The sequence below is a fragment of the Candidatus Poriferisocius sp. genome, from assembly GCF_965204145.1.
Lineage (GTDB): Bacteria > Actinomycetota > Acidimicrobiia > Acidimicrobiales > Bin134 > Poriferisocius.
In genome coordinates this window covers 2,746,011-2,771,264 of sequence record NZ_OZ241977.1, presented here as the reverse complement: position 1 = coordinate 2,771,264, position 25,254 = coordinate 2,746,011, and the positions used below count along the sequence as shown (strand labels likewise).

20 protein-coding genes are annotated in these 25,254 nt (G+C 63.9%); 15 read left to right on the top strand and 5 right to left on the bottom strand.

Features of this window, described 5'->3' with window-relative positions:
* Positions 1–7: 7 nt before the first annotated feature.
* Together ACOGI7_RS12830 and ACOGI7_RS12825 are read right to left on the bottom strand one after the other, a co-directional pair.
* On the bottom strand, positions 8–1,360 hold the full coding sequence (locus ACOGI7_RS12830; RefSeq protein ID WP_419849148.1) for an aldehyde dehydrogenase: 1,353 nt from the start codon (positions 1,358–1,360) through the stop codon (positions 8–10).
* Positions 1,361–1,462: 102 nt separating this feature from the next.
* The gene (locus tag ACOGI7_RS12825) at positions 1,463–2,347 is read right to left on the bottom strand and encodes a fumarylacetoacetate hydrolase family protein (protein ID WP_419849147.1); all 885 of its coding nucleotides are present in this window, start codon (positions 2,345–2,347) and stop codon (positions 1,463–1,465) included.
* A 25-nt stretch (positions 2,348–2,372) separates the two neighbouring features.
* Here ACOGI7_RS12825 and ACOGI7_RS12820 point away from each other — a divergent pair, with 25 nt between their 5' ends.
* Positions 2,373–2,879: a MarR family winged helix-turn-helix transcriptional regulator gene (locus ACOGI7_RS12820; protein WP_419849146.1), complete on the top strand. Its 507-nt coding sequence runs from the start codon at positions 2,373–2,375 to the stop codon at positions 2,877–2,879.
* A 43-nt stretch (positions 2,880–2,922) separates the two neighbouring features.
* Here ACOGI7_RS12820 and ACOGI7_RS12815 read toward each other — a convergent pair whose 3' ends face one another.
* On the bottom strand, positions 2,923–4,206 hold the full coding sequence (locus ACOGI7_RS12815; RefSeq protein ID WP_419849145.1) for an aromatic ring-hydroxylating oxygenase subunit alpha: 1,284 nt from the start codon (positions 4,204–4,206) through the stop codon (positions 2,923–2,925).
* Between the two features lie 141 nt (positions 4,207–4,347).
* Between ACOGI7_RS12815 and ACOGI7_RS12810 the strand changes: the two genes are divergently transcribed.
* The 10 genes from ACOGI7_RS12810 to ACOGI7_RS12765 all read left to right on the top strand — a co-directional run bounded on the left by ACOGI7_RS12810 (position 4,348) and on the right by ACOGI7_RS12765 (position 18,430).
* Positions 4,348–4,902, top strand: coding sequence for a MarR family winged helix-turn-helix transcriptional regulator (locus ACOGI7_RS12810; RefSeq protein WP_419849144.1), 555 nt, complete (start codon positions 4,348–4,350; stop codon positions 4,900–4,902).
* A 97-nt stretch (positions 4,903–4,999) separates the two neighbouring features.
* Positions 5,000–6,313 carry an ABC transporter substrate-binding protein gene (locus ACOGI7_RS12805; protein WP_419849143.1) on the top strand — a complete coding sequence of 438 codons (1,314 nt, stop codon included), beginning with the start codon at positions 5,000–5,002 and terminating at the stop codon, positions 6,311–6,313.
* 133 nt (positions 6,314–6,446) lie between these two features.
* The gene (locus ACOGI7_RS12800; RefSeq protein ID WP_419849142.1) at positions 6,447–7,292 is read left to right on the top strand and encodes an ABC transporter permease; all 846 of its coding nucleotides are present in this window, start codon (positions 6,447–6,449) and stop codon (positions 7,290–7,292) included.
* 1 nt (position 7,293) lies between these two features.
* On the top strand, positions 7,294–8,118 hold the full coding sequence (locus ACOGI7_RS12795) for an ABC transporter permease (protein WP_419849141.1): 825 nt from the start codon (positions 7,294–7,296) through the stop codon (positions 8,116–8,118).
* A 56-nt stretch (positions 8,119–8,174) separates the two neighbouring features.
* Positions 8,175–9,173 (top strand): ABC transporter ATP-binding protein, encoded by a 999-nt coding sequence (locus ACOGI7_RS12790; RefSeq protein WP_419849140.1) that lies wholly within the window; start codon positions 8,175–8,177, stop codon positions 9,171–9,173.
* 21 nt (positions 9,174–9,194) lie between these two features.
* On the top strand, positions 9,195–10,040 hold the full coding sequence (locus ACOGI7_RS12785) for an EamA family transporter (protein WP_419849139.1): 846 nt from the start codon (positions 9,195–9,197) through the stop codon (positions 10,038–10,040).
* A 148-nt stretch (positions 10,041–10,188) separates the two neighbouring features.
* Positions 10,189–13,431, top strand: a complete 3,243-nt coding sequence (locus tag ACOGI7_RS12780; protein ID WP_419849138.1) for a reductive dehalogenase — start codon at positions 10,189–10,191, stop codon at positions 13,429–13,431.
* Between the two features lie 8 nt (positions 13,432–13,439).
* Positions 13,440–15,047, top strand: a complete 1,608-nt coding sequence (locus tag ACOGI7_RS12775; RefSeq protein ID WP_419849137.1) for a sulfatase-like hydrolase/transferase — start codon at positions 13,440–13,442, stop codon at positions 15,045–15,047.
* A gap of 71 nt (positions 15,048–15,118) precedes the next feature.
* A complete protein-coding gene (locus ACOGI7_RS12770; protein WP_419849136.1) occupies positions 15,119–16,237 on the top strand; it encodes an aminomethyltransferase family protein in 1,119 nt (372 codons plus the stop codon).
* Between the two features lie 42 nt (positions 16,238–16,279).
* Positions 16,280–18,430 (top strand): FAD-dependent oxidoreductase, encoded by a 2,151-nt coding sequence (locus ACOGI7_RS12765; protein WP_419849135.1) that lies wholly within the window; start codon positions 16,280–16,282, stop codon positions 18,428–18,430.
* Between the two features lie 46 nt (positions 18,431–18,476).
* Here the strand turns inward: ACOGI7_RS12765 and ACOGI7_RS12760 are convergent, their stop codons facing one another.
* Both ACOGI7_RS12760 and ACOGI7_RS12755 read right to left on the bottom strand, forming a co-directional pair.
* Positions 18,477–19,940, bottom strand: a complete 1,464-nt coding sequence (locus tag ACOGI7_RS12760; protein WP_419849134.1) for an aldehyde dehydrogenase — start codon at positions 19,938–19,940, stop codon at positions 18,477–18,479.
* A 79-nt stretch (positions 19,941–20,019) separates the two neighbouring features.
* Positions 20,020–21,303 (bottom strand): aspartate aminotransferase family protein, encoded by a 1,284-nt coding sequence (locus ACOGI7_RS12755; protein ID WP_419849133.1) that lies wholly within the window; start codon positions 21,301–21,303, stop codon positions 20,020–20,022.
* A 295-nt stretch (positions 21,304–21,598) separates the two neighbouring features.
* On the opposite strand from ACOGI7_RS12755, the gene ACOGI7_RS12750 reads away from it, so the two are divergent.
* Genes ACOGI7_RS12750 through ACOGI7_RS12735 form a run of 4 tightly spaced genes read left to right on the top strand, consistent with a single transcriptional unit; the run spans position 21,599 to position 25,249 of the window.
* Positions 21,599–22,414, top strand: a complete 816-nt coding sequence (locus ACOGI7_RS12750) for an acetoacetate decarboxylase family protein (protein WP_419849132.1) — start codon at positions 21,599–21,601, stop codon at positions 22,412–22,414.
* Complete coding sequence (locus ACOGI7_RS12745; RefSeq protein WP_419849131.1) at positions 22,414–23,685, top strand: cytochrome P450; 1,272 nt, start codon at positions 22,414–22,416, stop codon at positions 23,683–23,685. The genes ACOGI7_RS12750 and ACOGI7_RS12745 overlap by 1 nt, the downstream gene beginning before the upstream one ends.
* Positions 23,685–24,545: a catechol 1,2-dioxygenase gene (locus tag ACOGI7_RS12740; RefSeq protein ID WP_419849130.1), complete on the top strand. Its 861-nt coding sequence runs from the start codon at positions 23,685–23,687 to the stop codon at positions 24,543–24,545. Before ACOGI7_RS12745 ends, ACOGI7_RS12740 begins: the two co-directional genes overlap by 1 nt.
* A complete protein-coding gene (locus ACOGI7_RS12735; RefSeq protein WP_419849129.1) occupies positions 24,542–25,249 on the top strand; it encodes a type 1 glutamine amidotransferase in 708 nt (235 codons plus the stop codon). Before ACOGI7_RS12740 ends, ACOGI7_RS12735 begins: the two co-directional genes overlap by 4 nt.
* Positions 25,250–25,254 lie beyond the last annotated feature (5 nt).

Genomic DNA, 25,254 nt, shown 5'->3' with positions numbered 1-25,254 from the left:
TAGCAGATCACTCGGTGGTGTCGTCGAGGATCATCAGGGTTTTGAGATCGCTGTGGAAGTCGAGGGCGTAGCCCCCGCCCTCCCGGCCGATGCCGGAGATGCCGCAGCCGCCGAAGGGGGCAGTGAGGTCGCGCACCAGGAAGGTGTTGACCCACACCAATCCGGCCCGCACGGCTGCGCCCACCCGCTCGGCCCGGTCCTGGGATGATGTCCAGATTTGCGCAGCCAGTCCGTAGTCGGTGCTGTTGGCCAAGTCAATGGCCTCGGCCTCGTTGGCGAAGGTTTGGAGAGTGAGCACCGGGCCGAAGATCTCCCGCTGCACTACCTCGCTATCGTTGGAAGCCGGCTCGATGAGCGTCGGTTCGTAGTGGAGGCTGTTCTCCACCCGTTGGCCGCCCCGCACGATGACGTCGCCCGCGGCGCGTGCCCGCTCCACAAATCCGTGGACTCGATCGCGGTGGTCGGGGTGGGCCAGCGGAGCGATGTCGGTGGTGGGATCACGGGGGTCGCCTAGCACCAGGGCATCAGCATGGTGGTGGAATCGCTTGAGGAACTCGTCCCGGATTTCGGCAGCAACGAGCAGGCGAGTGCCAGCCAGGCACACTTGCCCGGAATCGTCGAACTGCCAGGCCGCCCGGTGGGCAGCGGAGTCAAGATCGGCGTCGGCGAACACCAGGAACGGTCCCTTGCCGCCCAGCTCAGCGGTGAACGGGACGATGTTGGTGGCCGCGGCCCGACCAATGTGACGGGCAGTCTCCGGTGACCCGGTGAACGTGATACGCCGGACCCGGGGGTCGGCTACCAGTGCGGCGCCCACCTCCTCGCCGATTCCCTGGACGAGGTTGTAGGCGCCCGGCGGGAAGCCAGCTTCCAGGGTGAGCTCGGCCAGCAGTGCGGCCGACAGTGGCGACCATTCGGCTGGCTTGTGGATAACGCTGTTGCCCGCGGCCAGCGCAGGGGCCAGCTTCCAGGTGCTGAGCATGAACGGGGCATTCCAGGGGGTGATAACCACCGCCGGACCGGCGGGCATGCGCTGCACTTGGTTCCTCATGCTCTTGGCATCCCAGGAGAGGTTCTCGTGCTCGGTGATCAGGTCGGCGTAAGTGCGGAAGTTGAGTGCCCCCCGGGCCACCAGCCGCTGCTTCATCGACTCATAGAGAAAGCCCATGTCTAGAGTCTCGACCAGGGCGATGTCGTCGTTGTGGGCCTCGATCAGGTCGGCCAGACGATGCAGCACGTCAGCCCGTTCACCCGCACTGAAGGCACCCCACCCCTGGAATCCCTCGACAGCGGCGTCCACCGCGGCCGTGGCGGCGACGTCGTCGCCACGGGCGATATCAGCCAGGTGCTCCCAGCCCATTGGCGACCGGGTCTCGAACCGTTGAGGTGATGAGACCCACGTCCCCCGATCAAGTGGTCGACCGGTACCGAGACTCCGCCAACGTCTCGGCGCGTCACGGAGTCATTCCTCCTCCACGGTGGATTCGTAGTGCTGGGCACCGGGACCTCGGGGGGCGCGGATGCCCCGGAACTCCCAATCCCCGCCCTTGGCGGTGGACTGCACTTCTTCGGAGTCGGACGGCTGCGCCCCCACGTCGTCTCGGATGGGAGTGGGGCCGGAAACGATGGTGTTGGTCAATGCCCCCAAGCCTTCGACCTCCACGGTGACCACATCGCCGGGCTCCACCGGCCGGGAATAGGCCGGCGTTCCCGACAGCAGGATGTCGCCGGGCACCAGCGTGATGGTGCGGGCGATGTCGGCCACGATGTAGTGCATGTCCCATTCCATCTCATCGGTGGTGGCGTCTTGTTTGACCTCGCCGTTGACGATGGTCTGAATGCGCTTGCCCCGGAAGTCCCAACCGGTGACCAGTCCGGGGCCCACCGGGCACAAGGTGTCGCTGCCCTTGACCCGGAGCATCGACCCGGCATCGGTATCCCGAAAGTCATGGAGGCCATAGTCATTGGCCACGCTGTAGCCGGCGATGTAATCCCCCGCCTCAGCAGGCGAGACGTTGCGGCAGGTCCGGCCGATCACGATGGCGATCTCGCCTTCATAGTTCAGCCACTGGCACCTCTCAGGGCGGACTACGTCGCTCTGGTGCCCGCACAGCGCCGTAATGGGCTTGTGGAAGTAGGTGGGGGCCGGAGGCAGCTTGGTCATGAACTCCTCCACCCGGCTGCGGTAGTTCAGATGAATGCAGATGATCTTGGTAGGCGTCACCGGCGCCAGGTGGACGGCTTCGTCGATAGCCACCGACCGGCCGTCGCCGGAGACCAGCTGATCGCCGACGCGTTCGACGTCACAGGGATAGCCGTCGAGGAGGATGCGGCGGTATTCGGGCATGTCTGGCAATCTAGCGGCAGTGCCAGTGCCCATTGACTCTGCCAGCGACGAGCGCCTTCTCGATGCCGAAGTCGATATCCAAGCTCGGCTGGGCGACCGACCGCTCGATTTCGACTCAATGCAGGCCATTGCCAATATCTATCGAGCCGCGGCCGCGGTGCGGCGCCGGGCGGAGCGGGAGCTATTGGCCGAGGCCGGACTGTCATGGGGCGGCTTCGCCATCTTGTGGGTGCTGTGGGTGTGGGGGGAGATGGAGGCAGCCCAACTGGCTTCTGAGTGCGACTTGGCCAAGGGCACGCTCACCGGGATGGTGTCCACCCTGGAGAAGCAGGGCCGGGTGGAGCGCACCCGCATGCAGTCGGACCGCCGCCGCGTAACCGTGGCCCTCACTTCAGCCGGGTTGAAGACCATCGAGCAGCTGTTTCCCCATTTCAACGAGTTTGAGGGGCAGATGAGCGGAGGGCTCAACCAGGATGAGAAGCGTGAGTTGGCTCGTCTTCTGCGGCTGGTTACCACGAACGCCTCTGAGTAGCGGATCAGCCGAAGGACTCCATTGACGTATCGAACGTAGGTGGCTACGGCACAAGGCAGGGGTCTCTGGCGAGTAGCTCGCTGAGGCCGTGCAGATACCACTGGATGAAAGTGTTCACCCGCACCTCGCTCAGCGCATATGGGCCGGGCTGGTAGCCCCTCGACAACACGCCGCGCTGGTTGTTCTCGGTGATCTTCTTGTCCTGCTTCAAGGTGGCGTCCCAGACCCACATGAGACGGCCGACATCGTACTCCTCGCCCTCAACGGCATCCCCGTCCACCAGCCACAGGGCGTCCACCTCGGTTGACAATGGTCCGAGAGGGCGGAAGATCACCATGAAGGCGAAGTCGCAGTTGGCCAGTACATACCCGGTGGGGCAGAACGCGATGGCTGTTTGTCCGCCGTCACTCTCCGCGAAGCTCCCCATCATGCGGGAGCATCCGAGTTCCCCGTCCTGGGTCTCGGAGACACGGTCGTCGCTGGAAATCGGAAAGCGCGCCAACTGGGCCATGTGCTGAGTGGTGTGGTCGCCCTCGTAAAAGGGGAGCGGATGACCGAGTTCGCGCGTGCGCTGCTCCCATTCCTCGAGTCGGGGCTGAAACCGAGCCACTGCCGCGGGGTCGCCTGATCCCGTGCCGGCGCCGAAGGCCTCCAGCTTGGCCCGAGAATGGACCGAGCTGTACTCGGGGTGGGCGGGCAGGCAGTGGTAGCACTCGAGGAAGTTCTCGACGACGAGCTTCCAGTTCGCCGCAGTCGGGTAGGTGCGCCGTGCGGCCACCTTTGCCTGAGACATCCCGTGAAACGCGAGCACATCGCCGAACCCGGCGAACTCCTGATCGAACGCTGCGCCGTCGCCCTCCGGCGAGATGAATACCAGGCCGCCGAGCAGTCGCACGCCGATCTCACGCAGCCCATAATCGCCTGGGTCGAAATGAGGCCCCATCTCCCGCGCCGACTTCAGCGAGCCGTCGAGCCGGTAAGACCACGCGTGGTAGGGGCACACCAGCAGTTTGGAATGCCCCTGCGGCGCCAGACAGACCCGCGAGCCCCGATGTCGACACACGTTGTGGAAGGCTCTAATCGCACCGTCTCTTCCCCTGATGACGATATAGCTGTCGGCGCCGGTCTCAGAGAGGAAGTAGTCGCCGCTCTCGGGGATCCGTGACTCGTGGTCCACCAGCATCCATCGCTGAGCGAGGAAGTCCACGTCAGTCTCAAAGATATCCTCGCTTTGGTAGAACCCTTGGTCGAGGGGATGGCCGGGCTGGTGTCGGGAAATCAGCTCAAGAACATTGGATCGGGCCATGGGGTCACCGCGCTTTCCCAAGTAATTCGTATACAAACAATCACAATAGCGGGGAAATCGATAAGTCACTCTGACTTGATCTCCTAGACGGAGCAATTGTTGCCGTTGAATCTGATCCGGCAGTCGCGGTTGTCGCAGGGCTGTCGCCTACGCTCCCCTTTGATGAATTCCCGTGACGTGTCAGGTGTTGGCGACACCCGTGTAACCCGCTATGACATGGAACAGCAGGGTCTGCGGATTGCCCGCGACCTCGGCCTGGATGAGCTCTCTTTTCTGGTTGCATCCAACCTGCACTGGAGCTTCACCCGGATGCGCACGTTCTATGAGCGAGGACCTCTTGCCGACGATGGCCTGTCGTTGTCGGGGTTTGTAACCCTCTGGGCGCTGCGTGTGAACGGCGAAATGGACGCTGCTTCGATCGCGAGCGAAGTGTGCATCACCCGCTCGAGCTTCTCGGGGCTCGCTGGCCGACTGGAGGAGCGCGGCCTGATCGAGCGGCGGGAGCACCCGACCGATCAGCGATCGTACTTGTTCCAACTGACTCCCATCGGCGCTGAGGTGATTGAGCGCGTCTGGCCAAAGGTGAACGGAACTGCCGCACAGTTGTCGAAGCACTTAGGCGAAGCTCGGCAACGACAGCTCGCCGAGGCTCTTGGCATAGTCGCCGACCATCTCGAATCCCTGGTGAACCAGCCTGGCGGGTCTAATCAGCCGTGAACTGAAGCGACGGATGCCTCGATGGCATCCACCAGAGTCGACAGCAAGGGCAAACTCTGGAGTCGGTTGCTTTGTTTGGTACCAAACGAGTAGGGTCGTGCTGGCGGTAGTTCGCATACGCATTATCGCCGAACACAGTCAAGTTGCGTCGATCGCAAACTGCTTCGACGTTCAAGGAGGGAACATGACTCAACTTCGAAAGGCCAGGTTCGCAAGCCTGCTCGCGCTATTGCTCGCGTTGGCGATGATTTCCGCCGCATGTGGGGATGATGATTCTTCGTCAACCGACAGCGTTCCAGCCGAAGAGCCTGCCCCCGAGGAGCCGGCCGCCGAAGAGCCTGCCCCTGAGGCGCCTGCCCCCGAGGAGCCAGCCGCCGAAGAGCCGGCTGCCGAAGAGTCAGGCGCGCCGTACGGCACTCTTGACTTCATCGGTTGGGAGGGATACGACACCTTCTTCGGTGCGAACGCCGGGACGCTCGAAGAGCTGGGCATCGACTTCAACTCAACCTATATCGGTGCGCCGTCCGACATCGCGTCCAAGTTTGCCAGCGGTGGTGGCGGGGGCATCGATATCGTCTCCTGGACCACTTCCAACCACCGGCAGTTCCGCAGCATCGAGGGCATACTCACACCAATCACGGTTGAGGAGGTTCCGAACCTGGCCGGTTTGAGCGATCTGTTCGCTAACGACCACTGGGGCCATTTCAAGGATGACGATGGCAACTGGCTCGCCGTCCCGTTCACCTTCGCACCGCTGGGCATCACCTATGACAGCACAAGGGTCTCACCGACCTCTTACGCCGACCTGCTCGATCCCGAACTGAAGGGCCTCATTGGCATCCCCGACGTTCCCGGTCTGCATGTCCAGGCCGCCGCTGCTGCGCTCGGCTATGAGGCGAGATACCTGACCGAAGAGCAACTGGACGATGTCATCGAGTTCATGCAGGGGCTCTGGAGTCAGGCCCGAGTCCTCTCGCCGTCGTTTGGCGACATCATCGGTTTGCTCGCTTCCGGTGAGATCGTCGCGGCCTACGGGGGCTACCCCGGTCTCGGTGCCTTCACCGAGAACCCCGACATCCTGACCGTGTTCCCCACAGAGGGGACAACCGGCTATGTCGACGTGTACTCGATTCCCGCTGGTGCCGACAACCGCGAGGGAGCACTGGCGTTCATCAACGCGATGCTCGATCCGGTGGTCAACGCAAAAGTCAACGACGTGTTCGCCCAGGCGACGCCGATTTCCGCCGCGGTCGAACTGGTCAGCGATGCCAACAAGGCGCTGTATCCCTACGACGATCTTGAGAACTTCTTGACGGTCAACCCGATCCAGGAGTTGCCGGTGGGAGAGAACGGCGCAATCACCATGGGTGACTTCATCGAGGCGTACGGCAGTCTTGCCGCCGGAGGCTGATCGCAAGTAATCCACGGATTCCCCCTCCATAGAAGCGGTGTGAGTTGGCCGGCGATGCCTTCCGGAGAGTCGGCCAACTCATGCCGCGGCGGACCCCAATATGAGGGGTAACATCGCAAAACGTGCCAGCTGGGTGTCGCTGTTGGTGGCGACACCGTCGGCGGCCGGGATGCTCGCCTTCTTCTTCCTGCCGATCGTCATCGTCGGGATCTACGGCTTTCAAACCGGTGAGTTGTTCCAGGTGGGCGAGCCGTGGACGCTGGACAACTTCCACAGCGCCCTCACGCTGAGTGTGAACCACACCATGGCGTGGAATTCGGTGGTTACCGGCGTTTTGACCGCCACCATCGCGGTCGGAATCGGACTGCCCATCGCCTACTGGCTGCACTTCAGTGCCGGCCGGTGGGCAATCCCGGTGGTCTCACTGATCATTGCGTCGATGTTTGCGGGCTACCTGGTGCGCATCTACGCATGGCGCACCGTGCTGGGCTCTCGCGGCGTGGTCAACTCCAGCCTCGAATCGCTGGGGTTGATCGAAGAGCCGCTTCAGTATCTGATCTTCAGCCGTACCGCGGTGATCATCGCGGAACTCCATCTCTTGCTGCCTTTTGCGGTGATCATCCTCTACGCGGCGGTCCGCCCGATCCGTCCTGACTTTCTCGAAGCGGCAGAGGATCTGGGCGCGGGGCCGTGGACTCGGTGGACGCGGGTCATCCTTCCGCTGGTCGCGGCGCCGCTGGCCAGCGCTTGGCTGTTCGTCTTCATTGTCAGCTCCTCAGACTTCGTTACCCCGCAATTCCTCGGAGGGTTGCAGGGCCAGTTGATCGGAACGCAAATAAACCGCTACTTCCGAGAGGCTGGCGACTACGGCAAGGGTGCCGCCCTGGCCATTACCATGATCGTCTTTTATGGCCTCGTCTTTGCCGTGATCCAGCTAGCATTGCGACGCCTCAAGCTTCACCGAGTGGATTGGGACTGACGTGTATCAGACTCGTCGCAGCCGTCCAACCGCGGTGGTCACCATTGCCGCGTTGGTTTTCTTGTTCGCTCCGCTGTTGATCGTCATCTTGTTCTCATTTCACTCCACCAACTCGCTGTCCCTTCCGTTCGAAGGGTTCTCCACGCAGTGGTACCGAGAGGTACTGTCCGACCGGTCGGTGCGCAGCGGCCTCGAGGTATCGCTGAAGATCGCGTTGCTCACCGCTGCGGTGACCTTTGTGTTCGGCACGGCCGCGGCATATGGCGTTAGCCGAACCATGTCGCGGTTGAAGGGGTTCTACGCTGCTCTGTTCGTAATCCCGATCGCTATGCCCGCGCTGATTCTCGGCATAGCACTGCTCTCGTTCTTCAGTGACCGGGGCATTCGCCTGTCGACCATGACGGTCGTGATCGCGCACACTGTGTTCGTCATGCCGTTCTTCTACGTGATCGCTCAGACCGCGCTGAACCGCATCGAGGTTGCCCAGCTTGAGGCGGCCGCCGACCTCGGTGCCGCGCCGTTCTACCGGTTCCGACATGTCATTTTGCCCAAGGTGTTGCCCGTCTTGCTGGGTGGGGCGGCAATTTCGTTTGTGATCAGCTTCGACGAATTCGTCGTCACCTATTTCGTCATCGGCAACGAATCGACGCTTCCGCTGGTGATCTTCTCCCGGTTGCGTCGCACGATTGACCCGTCGATCAATGCGATCTCCTCGCTGCTGCTGTTCGTCAACCTCGCCCTTTGGCTGGCCGCCTTGATCTATTCCCTCCGACTCCAGCGCAGACGCAGACTCGACGCGCTGGCCCAGACCGAGGACATCTTATGACCTCTCCGCCCCTTCTCGTTTTGCAAGACGTCACCCACCGCTTCGGCGACAATGAGGTGCTCACCGACATCAATTTCGAGGTCGCCGAGGGCGAATTCCTCACCTTTCTCGGACCCTCGGGCTGCGGTAAGACGACGACGCTGCGGGCAATCGCGGGGTTCGTCACGCCCAGCGAGGGTCGGGTGTTTCTGGAGGGTGAGGACATCACCGGTCTTCCCCCCCACAAGCGGCCCGTGAACATGGTTTTTCAGCACTCGACGTTGTTTCCCCATCTCGACGTCGGCCAGAACATCGCCTTCGGATTGAAGGTGGCGAAGGTTCCAAAGCGCGAGATCGAAGAGCGGGTCCTTGAATCACTCGCACTGGTGCGCCTAGACGGATTCGAGCGCCGCCGCACCACGGAGCTATCCGGCGGCCAACGCCAGCGGGTCAACCTGGCCCGGGCGATCGTCAATCAGCCGAAGGTGCTGCTGCTCGACGAACCGCTCGCGGCGCTCGATCTGAAGATCCGTCTGGAGATGGAGGTCGAGCTGCGGCGAGTGCACCGCGAGCTGGGATCCACGTTCATCTATGTCACTCACGATCAACGCGAAGCGCTGGCGCTGTCCGATCGCATCGCGGTATTCCAGGACGGCAAGGTGATCCAATGCGACACAGCCGAGGCGATCTACCGCGAACCTGAATCGCAGTTCGCCGCCAGCTTCGTCGGTGACGCCAATGTCTTTGAGATCGAGGTGGAATCGGCTGACGACGATTCGGTGGAAACCGCAGGCGGTCTGCGGCTCCCCGTAAGCGGCTGTGCCGGGTCCCAGGGCTCATATTGGCTGGTGGTGCGGCCCGAGGACATCCGGTTCGGTCCGCCGGGAGGTGCTCTTGAAGCGTCGGTAATCGATGCGGCGTTTCGAGGCTCGTCGCTCACCTATCGGGCTGACTGCGCGGCGCTGGAGTCAACGGTCAAGGCGGAGATCCCCGACGAACTCGGCACCGCTGACGTCGGCACCAGGGTCACGATCACGTGGTCTGCCGACCGCGCCCGACTCCTGCCTCGCGATTAGATCGTTGCCTGCGGTTCAGGGATGACTGCCCTGCTCGCACTCTCTGCCGCGCTGATTATCGGCGCAGTCGACTTCGGAGGCGGACTGGCATCGAGGCAAGTCTCTCCCGTTCGGGTTACCGCATGGATCTATGTGGCCGGGTTTGCCCTTCTGCTGGTGCTTGTATGGTTTGTCGATGCGCCGCTGGTGACGACCACCGATACTGTGGCCGGCGTCGTCATCGGGACATCGGGTGCGCTCTCGTTCATCGTCTTCTACTTTGCCCTCACCCTCGGGCCCATCAGCTTGCTGGCGCCGCTTACCGCGATCATTGGAGTGATTGTTCCGACGATTGCCGGCTTGACCCGAGGTGAGACGCTTGGCCCAGTGCAGATCGGGGGAATCGCCGCGGCGCTCGTCGCTATGGCCTTGGTGGCCCAAGATCGCGCCTCGGCCGGCGCGGATGCCAGCGCGACTTGGGCCGGAATTGTCCTTGCCACCATTGCTGGATTCGGCTTTTCGGTGTTCTTCCTCGCCTTGGCGGAAACGAGCGTCGAAGCAGGTCTCTGGCCGCTGGTGATAGGGCGTTCGGTGGCGGTGCCGATGCTCGTTGTGCTGGCGCTCACGGTGACCGGGGGGCTTGCCATTCCGGCAGGGGCTATCCGCAAGATCGTGGCGGCATCAGGCGCGGCGGGAGTGGTCTCGAGCATCTTTATTCTCTGGGCGTATCAACGGGGCCCGATCTCGCTGGTCGCGGCACTGGGCGCGTTCTATCCCTTCAGCACCGTGGCCCTCGCCCGGATCGTGCTGGACGAGCGATTGCGACGGGTCCAATGGATTGGCGTTGCGTTCGCGCTTGCGGCGATGCCGATGATCGCAATCAAGTGACCGGCGAGTGCTGAAGCGTGGGTGGTTGGTGGGCAAGAGGGGTTTGACGCGATGAATCGACCGACTATCGTTCGGATACGAACTAATTGGCGAGAAGCGCCATGTTCATGGGCTTTCAGCTCTCCACGACGATGAGAGGAGCGCTCAAGTGAGACTGTTTTCCTACAAGAACCGACCAGTCAGCATGGGCCCCCTGCCGCTTGAGACGCTGAAGCGGGCGGAGGGTGTCGACGTCTCGCAAGTGCAAACCCGTTCCCAGTTGACTTTTGACCGCAATGACCGGCCGGAATCACTCGTGAACGCGATGCGCCTCTATGCCAAGTACATGGACGCAGCGAGGAACGGACCGACTTCCGAACAACGGGTTGACATTCCATCCCACCCCAATGAGCGGGCCGATCAGCTCAAGTCCATGTGCTATTTCATGGACGCGCTCGCCGTTGGATGCGGAGTCCTCTCGGAAGCTCTCTTCTTGTCCTCGCCCTACATCAATGCCGATCTCGAAAGCCTCCACGTCGAACTGGGCCAGCTTCCCGAGGATCGGCCCGGTTTTCACCACCACATCGCCCATGGGCTTCAGCACGGCATCGATGAGAACGGCGAGTCCATTGCCGACCACGGTTACTACGCGGTCATCGTCTACGGACACTCGCGGGAGCTCCGCGACTCTGAGACCGCCTTCGAGTGGCTGTTCGGTGCGGGCTGGCACTGCGCGAGTATCCGCGCCTCAGAGACCGCTGTCGTGCTCGCCAACTACATCCGCACGTTTGGCTTCAACGCTCGGGCCCATACAGAGAGCACCACCGACCTCGACTTGGCAAAGGCAGGGGTAGCGGCCGGAGTTCTGGAGGTTGGCACCGACGGTGTGGCGCGCCATCCCTATCTGGGCTTGGACTTCGGACTCGCGGCGGTAAGCACGGATCTGGAAATCGAGGTTGACCAGCCGCTGGCGCCTCGAGGGATCAGAGGCAAGGTTGCCTCTCACGGACCCTCCTGGTGGTTCGGAGGTGGCCCCGCTTTGGGCAGGGGCAAGGGCACCATCAAGAACGCATTCAATCTCGACCCCTACCGGAAGCAGAGCTTCGAGATTGACGCCTACGGCATGCACAAGATCAAGCGCCGGGACACGCCGTCGACATTCATCGATGAAGTGCGGGTGCCTCGCGTGCCGAAGCGACATGACGGGTTCTGGAGAGGCAACTACGGCGACTTCGGAGAAGCCGTCCAAATCAACTGCGCCGATGAGTTTTGCGTCATCAAGTCCGCGGTGGGCGAGGCTCAGTATGGGCTCATCGGCGCTTTTCATCTCATCGAGAGGCTTCCGGAAGCTCCCGCCAAGACCAGCGGTTACGAAGACCCGCAAGAGAACGCGAAGAAGGTCAAATCTGCCCTTCACTTCTTGGGAGCCGACATGGTCGGCATCTCACGGGCGCCCGACTGGGCGTGGTACTCCCACGACCTCGACGGATCCGAGATTGAGCCGTACCACAAGAACGCCATCACGATCTTGATAGACCAGGGCCACGAGACGATGGAAGGGGCCAGCGGAGACGACTGGATCTCCTCGTCGCAATCGATGCGCACGTATCTGCGAGGGATGCTGCTCGGTGGCGTCGTTGCCGAGCACATCCGAAATCTCGGATACGGCGCCTTCACGCACAGCGTTGTGAACGGCGATGTTCTTCAGACGCCGCTCGTGCTCCTGTCCGGGCTGGGCGAGATGAGCCGCATCGGCGACATCGCGCTCAACCCCTTCCTCGGGCCGCGCCTCAAGACCATGGTCGTCACCACCGACATGCCGCTTGAGGCGGATAAGCCGATTGACTTCGGCCTCCAGTCGTTCTGCAATTCCTGCAACAAGTGCGCGCGTGAATGCCCGTCCGGAGCAATTTCAGCCGGACCCAAAGTCATGTTCAACGGCTATGAGACGTGGAAGGCAGATGTCGAAAAGTGCACGCGATACCGCGTGACGCACGACTCCGGTGCCATGTGTGGCAGATGCATGAAGACCTGTCCGTGGAATCTGGAGGGCATCTTCGTCGAGTCGCCTTTCCGCTGGCTGGCAATGAAGACCCCGCGGGCGGCCAAATGGCTGGCCAAGCTGGACGACAAGATCGGCAACGGCAAGATCAATCCCACCAAGAAATGGTGGTGGGACATTGAGACCACCGCTGAGGGCGAGAAGAGGGTCGTCTCCGAGGATCGCATCAACCGGCGGGAGCTGACGCTCGACTTCGACCTCAGGTATGAAGACCAAACACTGGCCTGCTATCCCGCAGATATGGCGCCCGCTCCGGTTCCCGTGCAATTCACTGCAAGCCGGGAGGAGGGCATCAGGCGATACAAGAGCCTGCTCTCGGTCGACGAATACAAGGCAAGGCTCGCCGCCGGGGACACCGAGGATCTGGTCCCCCAGTTCAACATCCCGGCCGACACGCCGGAGGTGCAGTACCTGCGCATCTCAACGCGGGATGACATGGCTGAGGACGTGGTTATGTTCGAATTGGAGAAGCCGGACAAGACCGACGTCACCCCGTTCACCGCGGGCGCCCATATAGATTTGGTGATCGACGCCCCCTTTACCAGGCAATACAGCCTCGCAGGTGATCCAGCCGACCAGTCGAAGTATGTGCTTGGCATCCTCAATGAGCCCGAGGGTCGTGGTGGTTCCCTCCGTGCGTATCAGCGGCTGCATCCCGGTGAAATCGTTGCGGTCACTGGACCGCGCAACCACTTCGCCCTCGATGAGGAGGCGTCGAAGTCGCTGTTGCTGGGCGGCGGGATCGGCGTCACCCCCTTGATCTCGATGGCGCATCGCCTGCATGCGCTCGGGCGGGAATTCGAATTGCACTACAGCTTCCGGTCTCGCGAGACAGCGGGGTTCATCGACCATCTCCAGCGCCAGCCTTGGAGCCAGCAGGTTTACATTCACTGCTCCGAAGAGGGCACTCGCGCCGATCTCTCTGAAATCGTCGGCACCGCTCAACCTGGGCATGTCCTCTACGCATGCGGCCCCGAGGCCTTTATGGACGCCGTGTTCGCCGCAGGAACAGCGGGGAGGTGGGCGGAGAAGGACATGCGCAGGGAGTACTTCACCGCCCCCGAGCAAGCCGAATACGAGAACACGCCGTTCACGGTTCTCCTGGAGCGCTCTCAACAGTCCCTCGACGTGCCGGTGGACAAGTCCATTGCCGAGGTCTTGCAGGATGAGGGTCTGCCCGTGATCACAAAATGCAGTGATGGGCTATGTGCCGCCTGTGTCCTCTCGTACACCGGGGGTGATGTCGAACATCGGGACTTCGTGTTATCGAGCAAGGAGCGCGAAACCCGCATAGCAACCTGTAGTTCGAGAGCTCGGGAGGAAGGCGGTATCGTCGCTCTCGATCTGTGAGCTGCCGATTGCCGCAGCCCGAGGCGCGTACAGGGAAGATGGCTCCCAAACTTGTTCTCGTGATCGTTGCCGATCAACTCCGCGCCGACCATACCGGCTTCGGCGGACTCGGCTTCGGCCACACGCCGCATTTGGACTCGATTGCGGAACGGGGCACTGTGTTCGAGCGAGCCCATGCGACCAACCCGTCGTGTATGCCGAGCCGTGCGTCGCTCGCTACCGGCCGATGGCCGTCCGTGCACGGAACGAGGACGAACGGGATTCCGCTCGACCCATCGGCCGAAACCGTGATGACGTCGCTTGCCGCGGCAGGATGGATCTGCGCCGCCGTCGGCAAGTTGCACCTCCAGACCCTTGGCTGGCCGTTTGAGCAGCATCAGCTTGATGAGATTGCGACCACGAATCCCTGGTCGCACGACAATCGGCCAAATGCCGCCGGAAGGGATCTGGATGTCGACCTCGAATGGGAGAACATCGCCCGACACCGAGCTGAGCTTGTGCCGCTGCCGGCCGACTACTACGGGTTCAGCTCTGTGGACCTCGTCTCTGGTCACGGTGACGGCGCGAGCGGGCACTACTGGCACTGGCTCCTTGAGCACGGGGTCGACCCCGCGGCTCTGGCCGGCTTCGCAAACTCCCCGAACCCGTCATCGTTGTGGAGCGAGGTGTGGGAAACGGCGATGCCGGCGGAGCTGAGCACGAGCTCCTACGTAGCGCAGCGCAGCGTGGAGCAGATCGAGCGGGCAGCCGAGCGGGACGATCCAACGTTCATTCTCGCATCGTTCCCCGATCCCCATCATCCGTTCTGCCCGCCGGCCGAATACGCCTCGCTGATCGATCCGGCCGACGTCGAGCTTCCAGCCAGCTTTCATCAGGATCCAGAAGGATTGGCACCCCATGTGCGCTTGATGTTGGAGCGGCGAGGGACGCCAAACCTTGATTCCACCATTACTTTTGCCATAACCGAGGCCCAGTATCGCGAGGCGATGGTGGCTCAACTCGGCCTCATCAAGATGCTCGACGACGCTGTCGGGCGCATCATGGCCGCGGTCGAGGCCGCCGCGCTCACCGATGAGACGGCGGTCATCTTCACCGCCGACCATGGCGACCATTTCGGGGACCACGGGCTTATTCTCAAACAGCTCGTTCACTACGAGGCGGTCACCCGGGTGCCCCTCGTGGTCACCGGTACCGGCGCTGTCGCGCCGCGGTCGAACGCGCTGGTGAGCAACGCCGATGTCGCTCCGACCATCCTCGACATCGCCGGTGTTGACCACTTCCGGGGAATCCAGGGCCGATCGCTCCAGCCAGTCCTCGGGGGCGCGGTCGCCGACCACCGAGACGCGGTCCTGGTGGAGGAGGACATGCCGATCGGCGTCGAGGGCCTGCCCGCACCGGTCAGAATACGCACGCTCATAGCGGACTCGGGCCGGTTGACGCTCTATCACGGGCACGGGATCGGCGAGCTCTACGACTTCGACTCCGACCCGACCGAGCAGTCCAATCGCTATGACGATGCCGGTGCCCGTCCGCTCCAAAACGGCTTGCAGGAGAGGCTGGCATACGAGGTCATCGATCTCGCCGATGTCGGGCGGCGGGTGATCGACGGAGCGTGAGCGAAGGACTTGACTTGGCCCGTCTCGTGCATATGCTTCGTATACGAACTAAATGAGCCCAAGGGGAAGCCATGCCTGCTCCAACCGATTTGCGTTCAACGCCGTATAGCATCTTCTATTCAGGCGACCTCGAGACCGAATGGATCGACGTCTTCGGCTGCGCGGTCCCCGTCAGCTGCGGTGACATTGAGGCTGAGTACGGCGCGCTCCGCACGAGCGTCGCGGCTATGGAGTTCTCCATGCTCTATCGGTGGGACCTCGTCGGTGAGGGCGCTCTCGACGCCGTCAACTCGGTGCACTCCCGCGATCTCCACAAGCTGGCCGACGGCCAGATCGCATACGGTGTCTTTGTTGACGACGACGGCAAGATGGTTGACGACGTCACCGTGTTCCGATCCGGCCCCGACCGGGTACGGGTGATCGGCGGCAATGTCGAGGCCGATGACCTGATCCTGCGCACCGCAGCGCCCGATGGGGTGACGGTCACCGAACGCCGTGACGAGACAGCCCAGCTCTCCATTCAAGGGCCAAGATCACGCGAGGTCCTCCAGTCGATGACATCGGCCGATCTCTCCAACGAGGCGATGCCCTACTACACCTTCCGCACCGGCATGGTGGTCGGGGGGGTGACCGGCCAGCTCAACCGCATGGGATTCACCGCCGAGCTCGGCTACGAGTTCATCTGCGGCGTTGACGATGTGGCGGCATTCGGCGAGGCGCTCCTCGAAGCCGGCGCCGGCGCCGGAATCCGGATTGCCGGTGCCGCCACCGTGATGATGGCGCGAATCGAGGGCGGTATGGTCATGGCCGAACTGGAGTACGACCACACGTCCACACCCTTCGAGTGCCGCCTCGGTTGGGCCGTTGACTTCGACAAGGGCCCGTTCCGCGGCCGAGACGCTCTTCTCGCGGCCAGAGATGCCGCCCCCGACCGGGTGGTCACGGTGGTGATCGACGGCATCGAGGGAGCTGAGTTCGCTCCGATCACCCTCGACGGCGAAGAAATCGGCGTCGTCACCATGGCGGTGCCGTCACCCGTGCAGGGCGGCACGCTGGGCCTCGCCCGCGTTCGCAAAGCCGCCGCCGCCGTGGGCACCCGCTTCGAGGGTGTTGCCGGCGACGCCGCTTTCACCGCCCAAGTGGTGAAGACCCCGGTCTACGACCCGGAGCGAATCCGGGTTCGCAGTTGACGTTCACATTCCTCTAGCCCCCTAGCCCCAGGAGCAGCACCCATGGCCCGAGACCCGAGATTCGATGTCCTCTTCGAAGAGGTCCAGATTGGTCCCAAGACTCTGCGGAATCGCTTCTGGCAGGTTCCGCACTGCAATGGCGCCGGCAGCGAGCGGCCCGGCATGCAGGCGGAGTTCCGCGGCGTGAAGGCCGAGGGCGGCTGGGCTGCGGTCTTCACCGAGATCTGCCTGATGACGCCAGACAGCGACCCCCTCCCGTGGATCGGCTCGCGCATCTGGGACAACGGCGACATTCGCAACCTTGCGTTGATGTGCGAGAAGGTCCAGGAGCACGGCTCGCTCGCCGGGGCCGAACTCACCCACGGAGGCGGCCTGAACCACAACGCCGAGACCCGGCTGCCAGCCCGGGGCGCAAGCCAGATCCCGTCTGATATCTCGGCGGCCAGCTGCCGGGCGATGTCCAAGCGTGAGATTCGCCAAATCCAGGGTGAGCACGTTGACGCGGCCCTCAGGGCCCGAGCGGCCGGATTCGACTTGCTCACGCTGTTCTGCGGATTGGCGAACATCACCAACTTCTTCATGTATCCCTTCTACAACAAGCGCACCGACGAGTACGGGGGCTCATTGCAGAATCGGTTGCGGTTCACGAAGGAGGTCCTCGAGATGATGCGCGAGGCGATAGACGACTGCGCCATCGGCATCCGCATGCCCATCGACACCCTGGAAGAGCCGTACGGCTATGGCGAGGCGGGCTTTGTCGCGGATCGCGACGCGCCGGAGTACCTGGAGACGCTGAGTCCCCTCGTTGACTACTGGGACCTCAACGTGGGCACGCTCAACTGGGGCGAGGACGCCGGTTCCAGCCGGTTCTTCCCGTCGAACCATCAGGCGCCGTACACCCGGATTGCCAAGCAGCACACCGACAAGCCGTGCGTCAACGTGGGCCGGTTCACCGAGCCCGAAGTCATGCTCGAGGCGATCACCAGCGGCCAGTGCGACATCATCGGCGCGGCCCGTCCGTCGATTTCCGACCCGTTCCTCCCGAAGAAGATCGAGGAGGGACGATTCGATGACATCCGCGAGTGCATCGGCTGCAATGTGTGCGTGTCTCGCTGGGAGATCGGCGGCCCGCCCATATGGTGCACTCAAAACCCCACTTCAGGCGAGGAATACCGCCGCGGCTGGCACCCCGAGTACTACACCCGGGCCAAGAACACTGAAACGGCGATTCTTGTCGTCGGGGCCGGCCCGGCCGGCCTCGAGACCGCGATGGTCCTGGGCAAGCGCGGCTACGAGGCCGTGCATCTCGTCGACGACCACAAGCGGATGGGCGGCCATCTCGGCTGGGTTTCCTCGATGCCCGGGTTTGCCGCATGGCGACGGGTTGTCGATTGGCGTGAGACCCAGATTGACCAGCTCGACAATGTGCAGTTCGTTCCCTCGACTCGCCTGACCGCCGATGACATTTTGGACTATGGCGCCGAGCACGTTGTTCTCGCCACCGGCTCGGTGTGGGCCGGAGACGGGATGAACGGCCCCATGCATGACGTGATTCCGGGCGCCGACGCCGCGCTGCCGCATGTGCTGACGCCCGAGCAGGTGGTGGTCGACGAGAAGCAGCTCGGCCAGCGGGTGCTGGTGGTCGACCACGACAACTACTACATGGGCAGTGCGATGGCGCAGGTTGCTGCGGAGAAGGGATCCGACGTTACCTACGTCACCCACTGGGACAGTCTCGGAGAGTACCTGCGCTTCACCCTCGAAGAGCAGCGCATGTGGGAGAAGCTCACCGAACTCGGGGTGGAAGTACACAGCCAGCACCTCACACTCTCGCTGGAGAACAACGTCGGCAGCCTCCTGCATCTGTGGTCCGGTAAAGAGCGCTCTGTCGAATTCGATTCGGTGATCTTGGTCACCCAGCGCAACTCGGTGTGCGACATCTACGACGAACTCCATGATGACGGCGAACGTCTCGCGGGGGCGGGCATACAGTCGGTCCACCTCGTCGGAGATGCCCACACTCCGGGCATGGTCGCTCAGTCCGTGTTCTCGGGCCACCGCCTCGCCCGTGAATTCGACTCCGCCGATCCCTCTGTGGCGCTCCCCTTCATACGCGAACGCCGTCTAGTGGGATCGACGGAGGACGACTTCACGCTGACCTCGGTTTCGATTAGCGACAAGATCGCCAACTGACCGAAACCGCCTCGATGGAGGCTGTACGGTCAGCCGATGACGGTGCCTAGCCGATGACGAAGGGGTCGCGGGTGGCGCCGGTTAGTTCTATCCAGACGGTTTTGGTTTGGAGGAAGCCGTCGAGGGCTTCGAGGCCGTTGTCCCGGCCGTAGCCTGATTGTTTGAAGCCACCGAAGGGGGCCATGTAGCTCACGTTTCGGTAAGTGTTGATCCACACCGTGCCCACCCGCAGTGCCCTTGACACTCGGTGGGCCCGGCGGATGTCGTTGGTCCAGATGCCGGCGGCCAGCCCGTAGTCGCTGTCGTTGGCCAGCTTCACCACCTCGTCCTCGTCCTCGAAGTCCAACACCGCCAGCACCGGGCCGAACACCTCCTCCCGCACGATGGTGGACTGGTTGGTCACGCCGGTGATCACGGTGGGGCGCACGAATCGCCCACCGAGGTGGGGATCGACCACACCGCCCGCGGCAATGGTGGCGCCTTCTGAGCGGGCCTGGTCGATCATGGCCAGGATCCGGTCGCGCTGGGCATCGGAGGCCGCTGGACCCATCTCGGTGGCCGGGTCGGAGGGGTCGCCCAGCACCAGCTCGCCGGCCCGGGCCACCACCCGGCCGACGACCTCGTCGGCGATGTCGCGGTGGATGTAGGCCCTTGACCCGGCGATACAGGTCTGTCCGCTGGCGGCGAAGATCCCGGCCAGGAGCCCGTTGGTCACCGCCTCGGGGTCGGTGTCGGCGAAGATGATCTGCGGTGACTTTCCGCCCAGCTCCAGCACCGTGGGCGTCAGGTTGTCGGCGGCGGCCCGGGCCACGTGCTTGGCGGTGGCCCCGCCACCGGTGAAGGTGATCTTGTCGATGTCGGGATGGGAGGTGATGGCCGCCCCCACCTCGGCCCCGCCGGTCACCACGTTGATCACGCCGGGCGGGAATCCGGCCTCGGCAGTGCGCTCGGCCAGCATCAGCGCGGTGACCGGGGTGATGTCCGAGGGCTTGATGACCGCGGTACACCCGGTGGCCAACAGCGGGGCCAGCTTCCAGGTCAATAGGGCCAATGGCGAATTCCACGGGATGATGGCCCCCACTACGCCGATGGGCTCGCGCTCTGTGTACACCAAGAAGTTGGGCGACGGGCTGGGCAACTGCTCACCGCCGATCTTGTCGGCCATCCCGGCGAAGAAGTCGTAGTAGCTCTGCAAGCCCTTGGCCTGGGCCGACGTCTCGCGGATGATCTTGCCGTTGTCCCTGGTCTCAACGGTGCCCAACAGATCAGCGTCGCGGCTCAGCAACTCGCCCAAGCGGCGCATCAACTGGGCCCTCTCGGTCGCGGCCATCGTGGCCCAGGGGCCATCGGTGAACGCCCGCCGAGCCGCTCGGACGGCATCGTCTACTGCGGCCGGGTCGTCGGCCACCTCAGCCCATGACTCCCCGGAAAACGGGTTGGCCGTGGCCATGCGCCGTCCGTTGGGCGGGGGAGCGAACCCCCCGTCGATCCAGTTGCCGTAGATCTCCATCAAAACTTCCCTTCCGCTATTGCGATGGCTTGGCCGGGGCAGCGGTCTACCGCCACCCGCACCATGTCTTCGCCCGCCATCAGACCGCCTCGGCCAAGGCCCGGTCAAGAATGACCGTGCCCTCGTCGACGTCTGTCTGGGTGGCAACCAGCGGCGCCAGCACCCGGATGCAATTGGAGTACACCCCGGCACCCATGAGGATGAGCCCCTGGTCGAATGCCCCGTCGATCACTCGTGCGGCTCGCTCGGGGTCGGGTTCTTTGCTGTCTGGATCTTTGACCAGTTCGATGGCCAGCATGGCCCCCAACCCCCGCACTTCGCCGATGCTGGAGTGGCGGGCGGCCAATCCGTCGAGACCCGTCCGAAGCTGCTCCCCCAGGGCTTGGGCTGCCTCTAGAAACTCGGGGTCGAGCACTTGGGAGATGGCAACCTGGGCCGCGGCGCACGACAGGGGGTTGCCGCCGTAGGTTCCCCCGATGCCACCCGCGTGTACCGAGTCCATGATCTCGGCCCGCCCGGTGACCCCCGAGATGGGCAGGCCGCCGCCCATGGCCTTGCCCCAAGTACAGAGATCGGGCTCGATTCCAAAGTGGGCGCACGCCGCAGGCAGGCCGGTTCGGCCCATGCCGGCCTGCACCTCATCGGAGATCAGCAGAATGCCGTGTTCAGCGGCGATCTCGGCTACCCGGGAGGGATAGTCCTTGGGCATCGGGATGAAGCCGCCCTCGCCTTGGACCGGCTCGAAGATGATGGCCGCCACGTTGGCCGGGTCGACTTGGTTCTTGAACAGCCGGTGAAGGCCGGCGATGGCGTCGTCGCTGGCTATCCCCCGATAGGGGTAGGGACCGGGCGCTCGGTAGATCTCCGGGGCGAACGGACCGAAGCCCAGTTTGTAGGGCCGTACCTTGGCGGTGAGTGACATGGTGAGAAGCGTCCGCCCGTGGAAGGCGTTGTCCAAACAGATAATCCCCTGGCGGCCGGAGTGGTAGCGGGCGATCTTCACCGCGTTCTCCACCGCCTCGGCCCCTGAGTTCAGCAACAGCCCCTTCTTGTCGAAGTCGCCGGGATGGCACTGGGCCAACAGCCGGCACACCTCCACATAGGGCTCGTAGGACGACAGCGAGAAGCACTGGTGCAGATAGGCGTCGAGTTGCTCGCGGATGGCGGCCACGATCTCGGGGTTGGTGTGGCCGTGGTTGGCGGTGCCCACGCCGCCCACGAAGTCGATGAACTCCCGGCCGTCCACATCCCAGATGCGGGCCCCCGACGCCCGGGCGACGAAGAACGGCCGTCCCGCGGTGCCTGCGGCCACCCAGCGGGAGCGTTCGGCGGCCAACCGGTCGGTGTTGGGTGTCTCAGTCATGACACCTTGGCTGGTTGCATGCCCACCGAGAGCACGCCGTGGACGAAATTGGGCCAAGTCTGCTTTGGATTAGGAGTAGGCGAAGTGGTGACCACCATATCGGTGGTCGCGACTCGCAGGTTGCCTGGTCCGGAGTTGGCATCCCGTCTCTTGCAGCAAGGTCGACAAGTGTCACCGGGTTGCCTCGTAATTGCAGGGCGCAAGACCCGTATCCACAGTCTCGACTCCATTTGTAGGACACGTTTCTGGGTCAGAACAGTATAGTCGTTTGGTACCAAATGACTATACTGTTCTGATGGTCGACCTCGAGGGGTTTATGTACCCCCGCACGCCGACAGGTGCCGGAAGCATCCTGCCCGGCCCGCCGTGGCACTACTCGGGCGAAATGCTGACCGTGGAGTTCCGCACCGATCCGGCCAACGTGGCCGAGCTTCTCCCCGAGCCGCTGGAACTGGTCGACGATGACCCCGGTGCCGTCGCCCTCATTTGGGCCGACTGGCAGAGTTGCAGCGACAGCTTCGAGGAGATCCTCGACCCGGCCCGAGCCCAGTACAAAGAGGTGTTCCTGGTGGTCCGCTGCGCCTACCGGGGACAGATCCATAGCCGGGCGGCCTACATCTGGGTGGACAAGGACTTCGCAATGGCCCGGGGCCACGTCCAGGGCTATCCCAAGAAGATGAGCGAGATCTGGATGACCCGGCCAGTGGCCTACGGCAAGGCCGGGCCCCGGCTCGAGCCGGGCGGGCAGTTCGGCGCCACCCTCAGCACGTGGGGGCGGCGGATCGCCGAGGCCAGGTTCACCATCCGGGGCACCGCCGAGTCGGCCGGTTTCGTCAACGGCCACCCCATGTTGCACAGCCGGCAGATGCCGGCCATCGAGATGGACGGGCGCGACTCGCTGGACGAGTTGGTGACCATGCGGGGCTACGACGCCGACTTGGGTCCGGTGTTCAGCGGCGACGCCGAACTCGTGCTGCCCGAGAATCCCACCGAGGAGCTCACCCGCTTGGCGCCCTTCGAGATCATCGGCGGCTACTACCGGCAGGTGGGCAACTCCATGGCCGGGGGCACCACGCTGTGGGCCGCGCCCAACCCGATGGAGTCCGAGTGATGACAACCCCCGCCTACGTCGACGACTATTTGGCCGATCTCGGCCCCGACGACGCCGACATCACCGATCACGACACCTATGTGGCCGGCGTGCCCCACGCCACGTTCGCCCGGCTGCGAGCCGAGAACCCGGTGTACTGGACCGAGGAGGCCGACGGGTCCGGCTTCTGGTCGATCCTGCGCTACGACGACTGCCTGGCGGTGAGCCGCGACGTCGAGACGTTCACCTCGTCGCTGGGCATCCGCTTGGAGGAGATGGACGACGAGCAGACCGAGGCCCGGCGCACCATGATGGAGATGGACCCGCCCGAGCACACCCGGCTGCGGCGCCTGGTGAACAAGGGCTTCACCCGCCGGACGGTGGAGACTTTCGAGGGCTCCATCCGCGGGCTAGTGGGGGAGGTGCTCGACAAGGCGCTGGCCGAAGACGAGTTCGACTTCGTCCACGACATCGCCGAAGAGCTTCCCATGAGGATGCTGGGCCGCCTGCTGGGCACCGACGACACCGATGGCCGCAAGCTGGTGGCATGGGGCGACGCGCTTTTGGGCAACACCGACCCCGACTTCACCGATTATCCGGTGGACCTCACCGACACCGAGCAGTTCCGGATGGTCCCGTTCCGCAGCCCTGCGGCCATCGAGATCTTCCGGTACGCCCAAGAGCAAGCCGCTGACCGGCGGGTCTGTCCCCGAGACGACATCATCACCAAGCTGCTCGCTCCCACCATCGACGGCGATCCGCTCACCGACCTGGAGTTCAACAACTTCTTCACCCTGCTGGTGGCCGCGGGCAACGACACCACCCGCTACACCATGACCCACGGCATGTGGACCATGCTGAACCATCCCAGTCTGTGGCAGGCGTGGCAGGCCGACCCCGGCCTGACCCCCACCGCGGTGGAGGAGATCCTTCGCACTGGGTCGGTCACCATGCACTTCCGTCGCACCGCCACCCGCGACGTCAAGATGCGGGGCTCCAAAATCCGGGCCGGCGACAAGGTGGTGATCTGGTTCGTGGCCGCCAATCACGACCCCGAGGGGTTCGAGCGGCCCTTCCGCTTCGATCTGGGCCGACAGCACAGCGATCACATGGCGTTCGGCCGAAACGGACCCCACCTGTGCCTCGGGGCATGGCTGGCCCGCATGGAGGTGAGGCTGGTGTTCGAGGAGCTGATGAAAAGGGTGAGCCGCTTGGAGCAGGCTGGCCCCATCGACCGGCTGCGGTCCAACTTCATCTCGGGGATCAAGCGGCTTCCGGTCAAGGTGGCGTGATGGGATCAATCGTTGGCGCCGGCCTGATCTCCCACGTTCCGCCGCTGGTGATGCCCGAGGCGATTCGCCGGGAGCTCAACAACGGCGAGGACACCACGCTCTACCAGGGGCTCCACGACTTGGGCGCCGAGCGGCTGCGCCCGCTGGGTGCCGACACCGTGGTGGTGGTGGACACCCACTGGTTCACCACCGTCGAGCACATCGTGACCTCCCACGACCGCCGCTTCGGGCTGTTCACCTCCGAAGAGCTGCCTCGTGGCATGTGCCAGATGTCTTATGACATGCCCGGCGACCGGGAGCTGGCCGAGGCATGGTCCGGCCAGGCCGCTGGGCGGGACGACACCTGGATCACGGCCATCGACGATCTCCATCTGCCGGTGCACTATCCCACCATCAACCTGCTGCCGTTTCTCCAGGGCGACGAGGCCTGGGTGTCGGCCAGCATCTGCCAGACCGCCGAGCCCGACGACTTTTTGCTGTTCGGCGAGCTGTTGGCCCAGGCGGTGGCCGACTTGGACCGCCGGGTGGTGGTGCTGGCCAGCGGCGGGCTGAGCCATCGGTTCTGGCCGCTGCGGCAGTTCCGCGACCATGAGGGCGCCGATCCTGCGCTCCATCTCCGCACACCCGAGGCCAGAGCCGCCGATGAGCGCGTCATCGACTGCCTGGTCAAAGGCGACCATGCCGGGGTGCTCGACTATCTTCCCGAGTTCTCCACCCACGCCCCCGAGGGGTTCTTCGGCCACTACCTGACCATGGTCGGCGCCCTGGGCGGGACGGCCTGCACCGCCCCTGGCGAGCAGTTCGGGCGATACGAGGCGGTCGCCGGAACCGGCCAGGTGCATCTATGGTTCAGCCCGTGAAGCGCGCCCTGGCCATCGCCCACGAGTTGGATGGTCTCCCCGGCCAGATAGCCACCCGTTTGCGCCAGCGGGGCTACGAGGTCCACATCCACGTGGTGACCCACGACTACGACTACCCCAATGTCGCGGTGCCCTTCCCGTCGATGGACGACTACGACCTGCTGCTGCCGATGGGCTCGGTGCGCACGCTGACCGACAAAGACGAGATCGACTCCTGGGTCTACGAAGAGCTCGACATGATCAGGCAGGCCCATGAGCAGGGCAAGCCCGTGTTGGGGATCTGCTTCGGCGGGCAGCTCATCTCCGAGGCGCTGGGCGGCGAAGTCGAGGTGTCCCCGGTGACCGAGATCGGCTGGTTCGAGCTTGACGACGGAGAGCACGGCCCCAACCCGGCCGGGCCGGGGCCGTGGATGCAGTGGCACCACGACCGGTTCACCCCGCCCCCCGGCGCCGAGGTGTTGGCCCGCAACGACAGCTCCGTGCAGCTCATCAGGATCGGCAACACGGTGGGAACCCAGTTCCACCCCGAGGTGGACGTGGCCCACGTGGAGTCGTTTCTTCGCCTGCCCCCCCCGGACTACTTGGACGAGTGCGGAGTGGATTTCGACCAGCTGATGGAAGAGACCCGCCAGCACGAGATGGCAAACATCAAGCAGTGCCACGCCTTTGTCGACTGGTATTTGGACGAGGTGCTCGCCGACTGAACCAC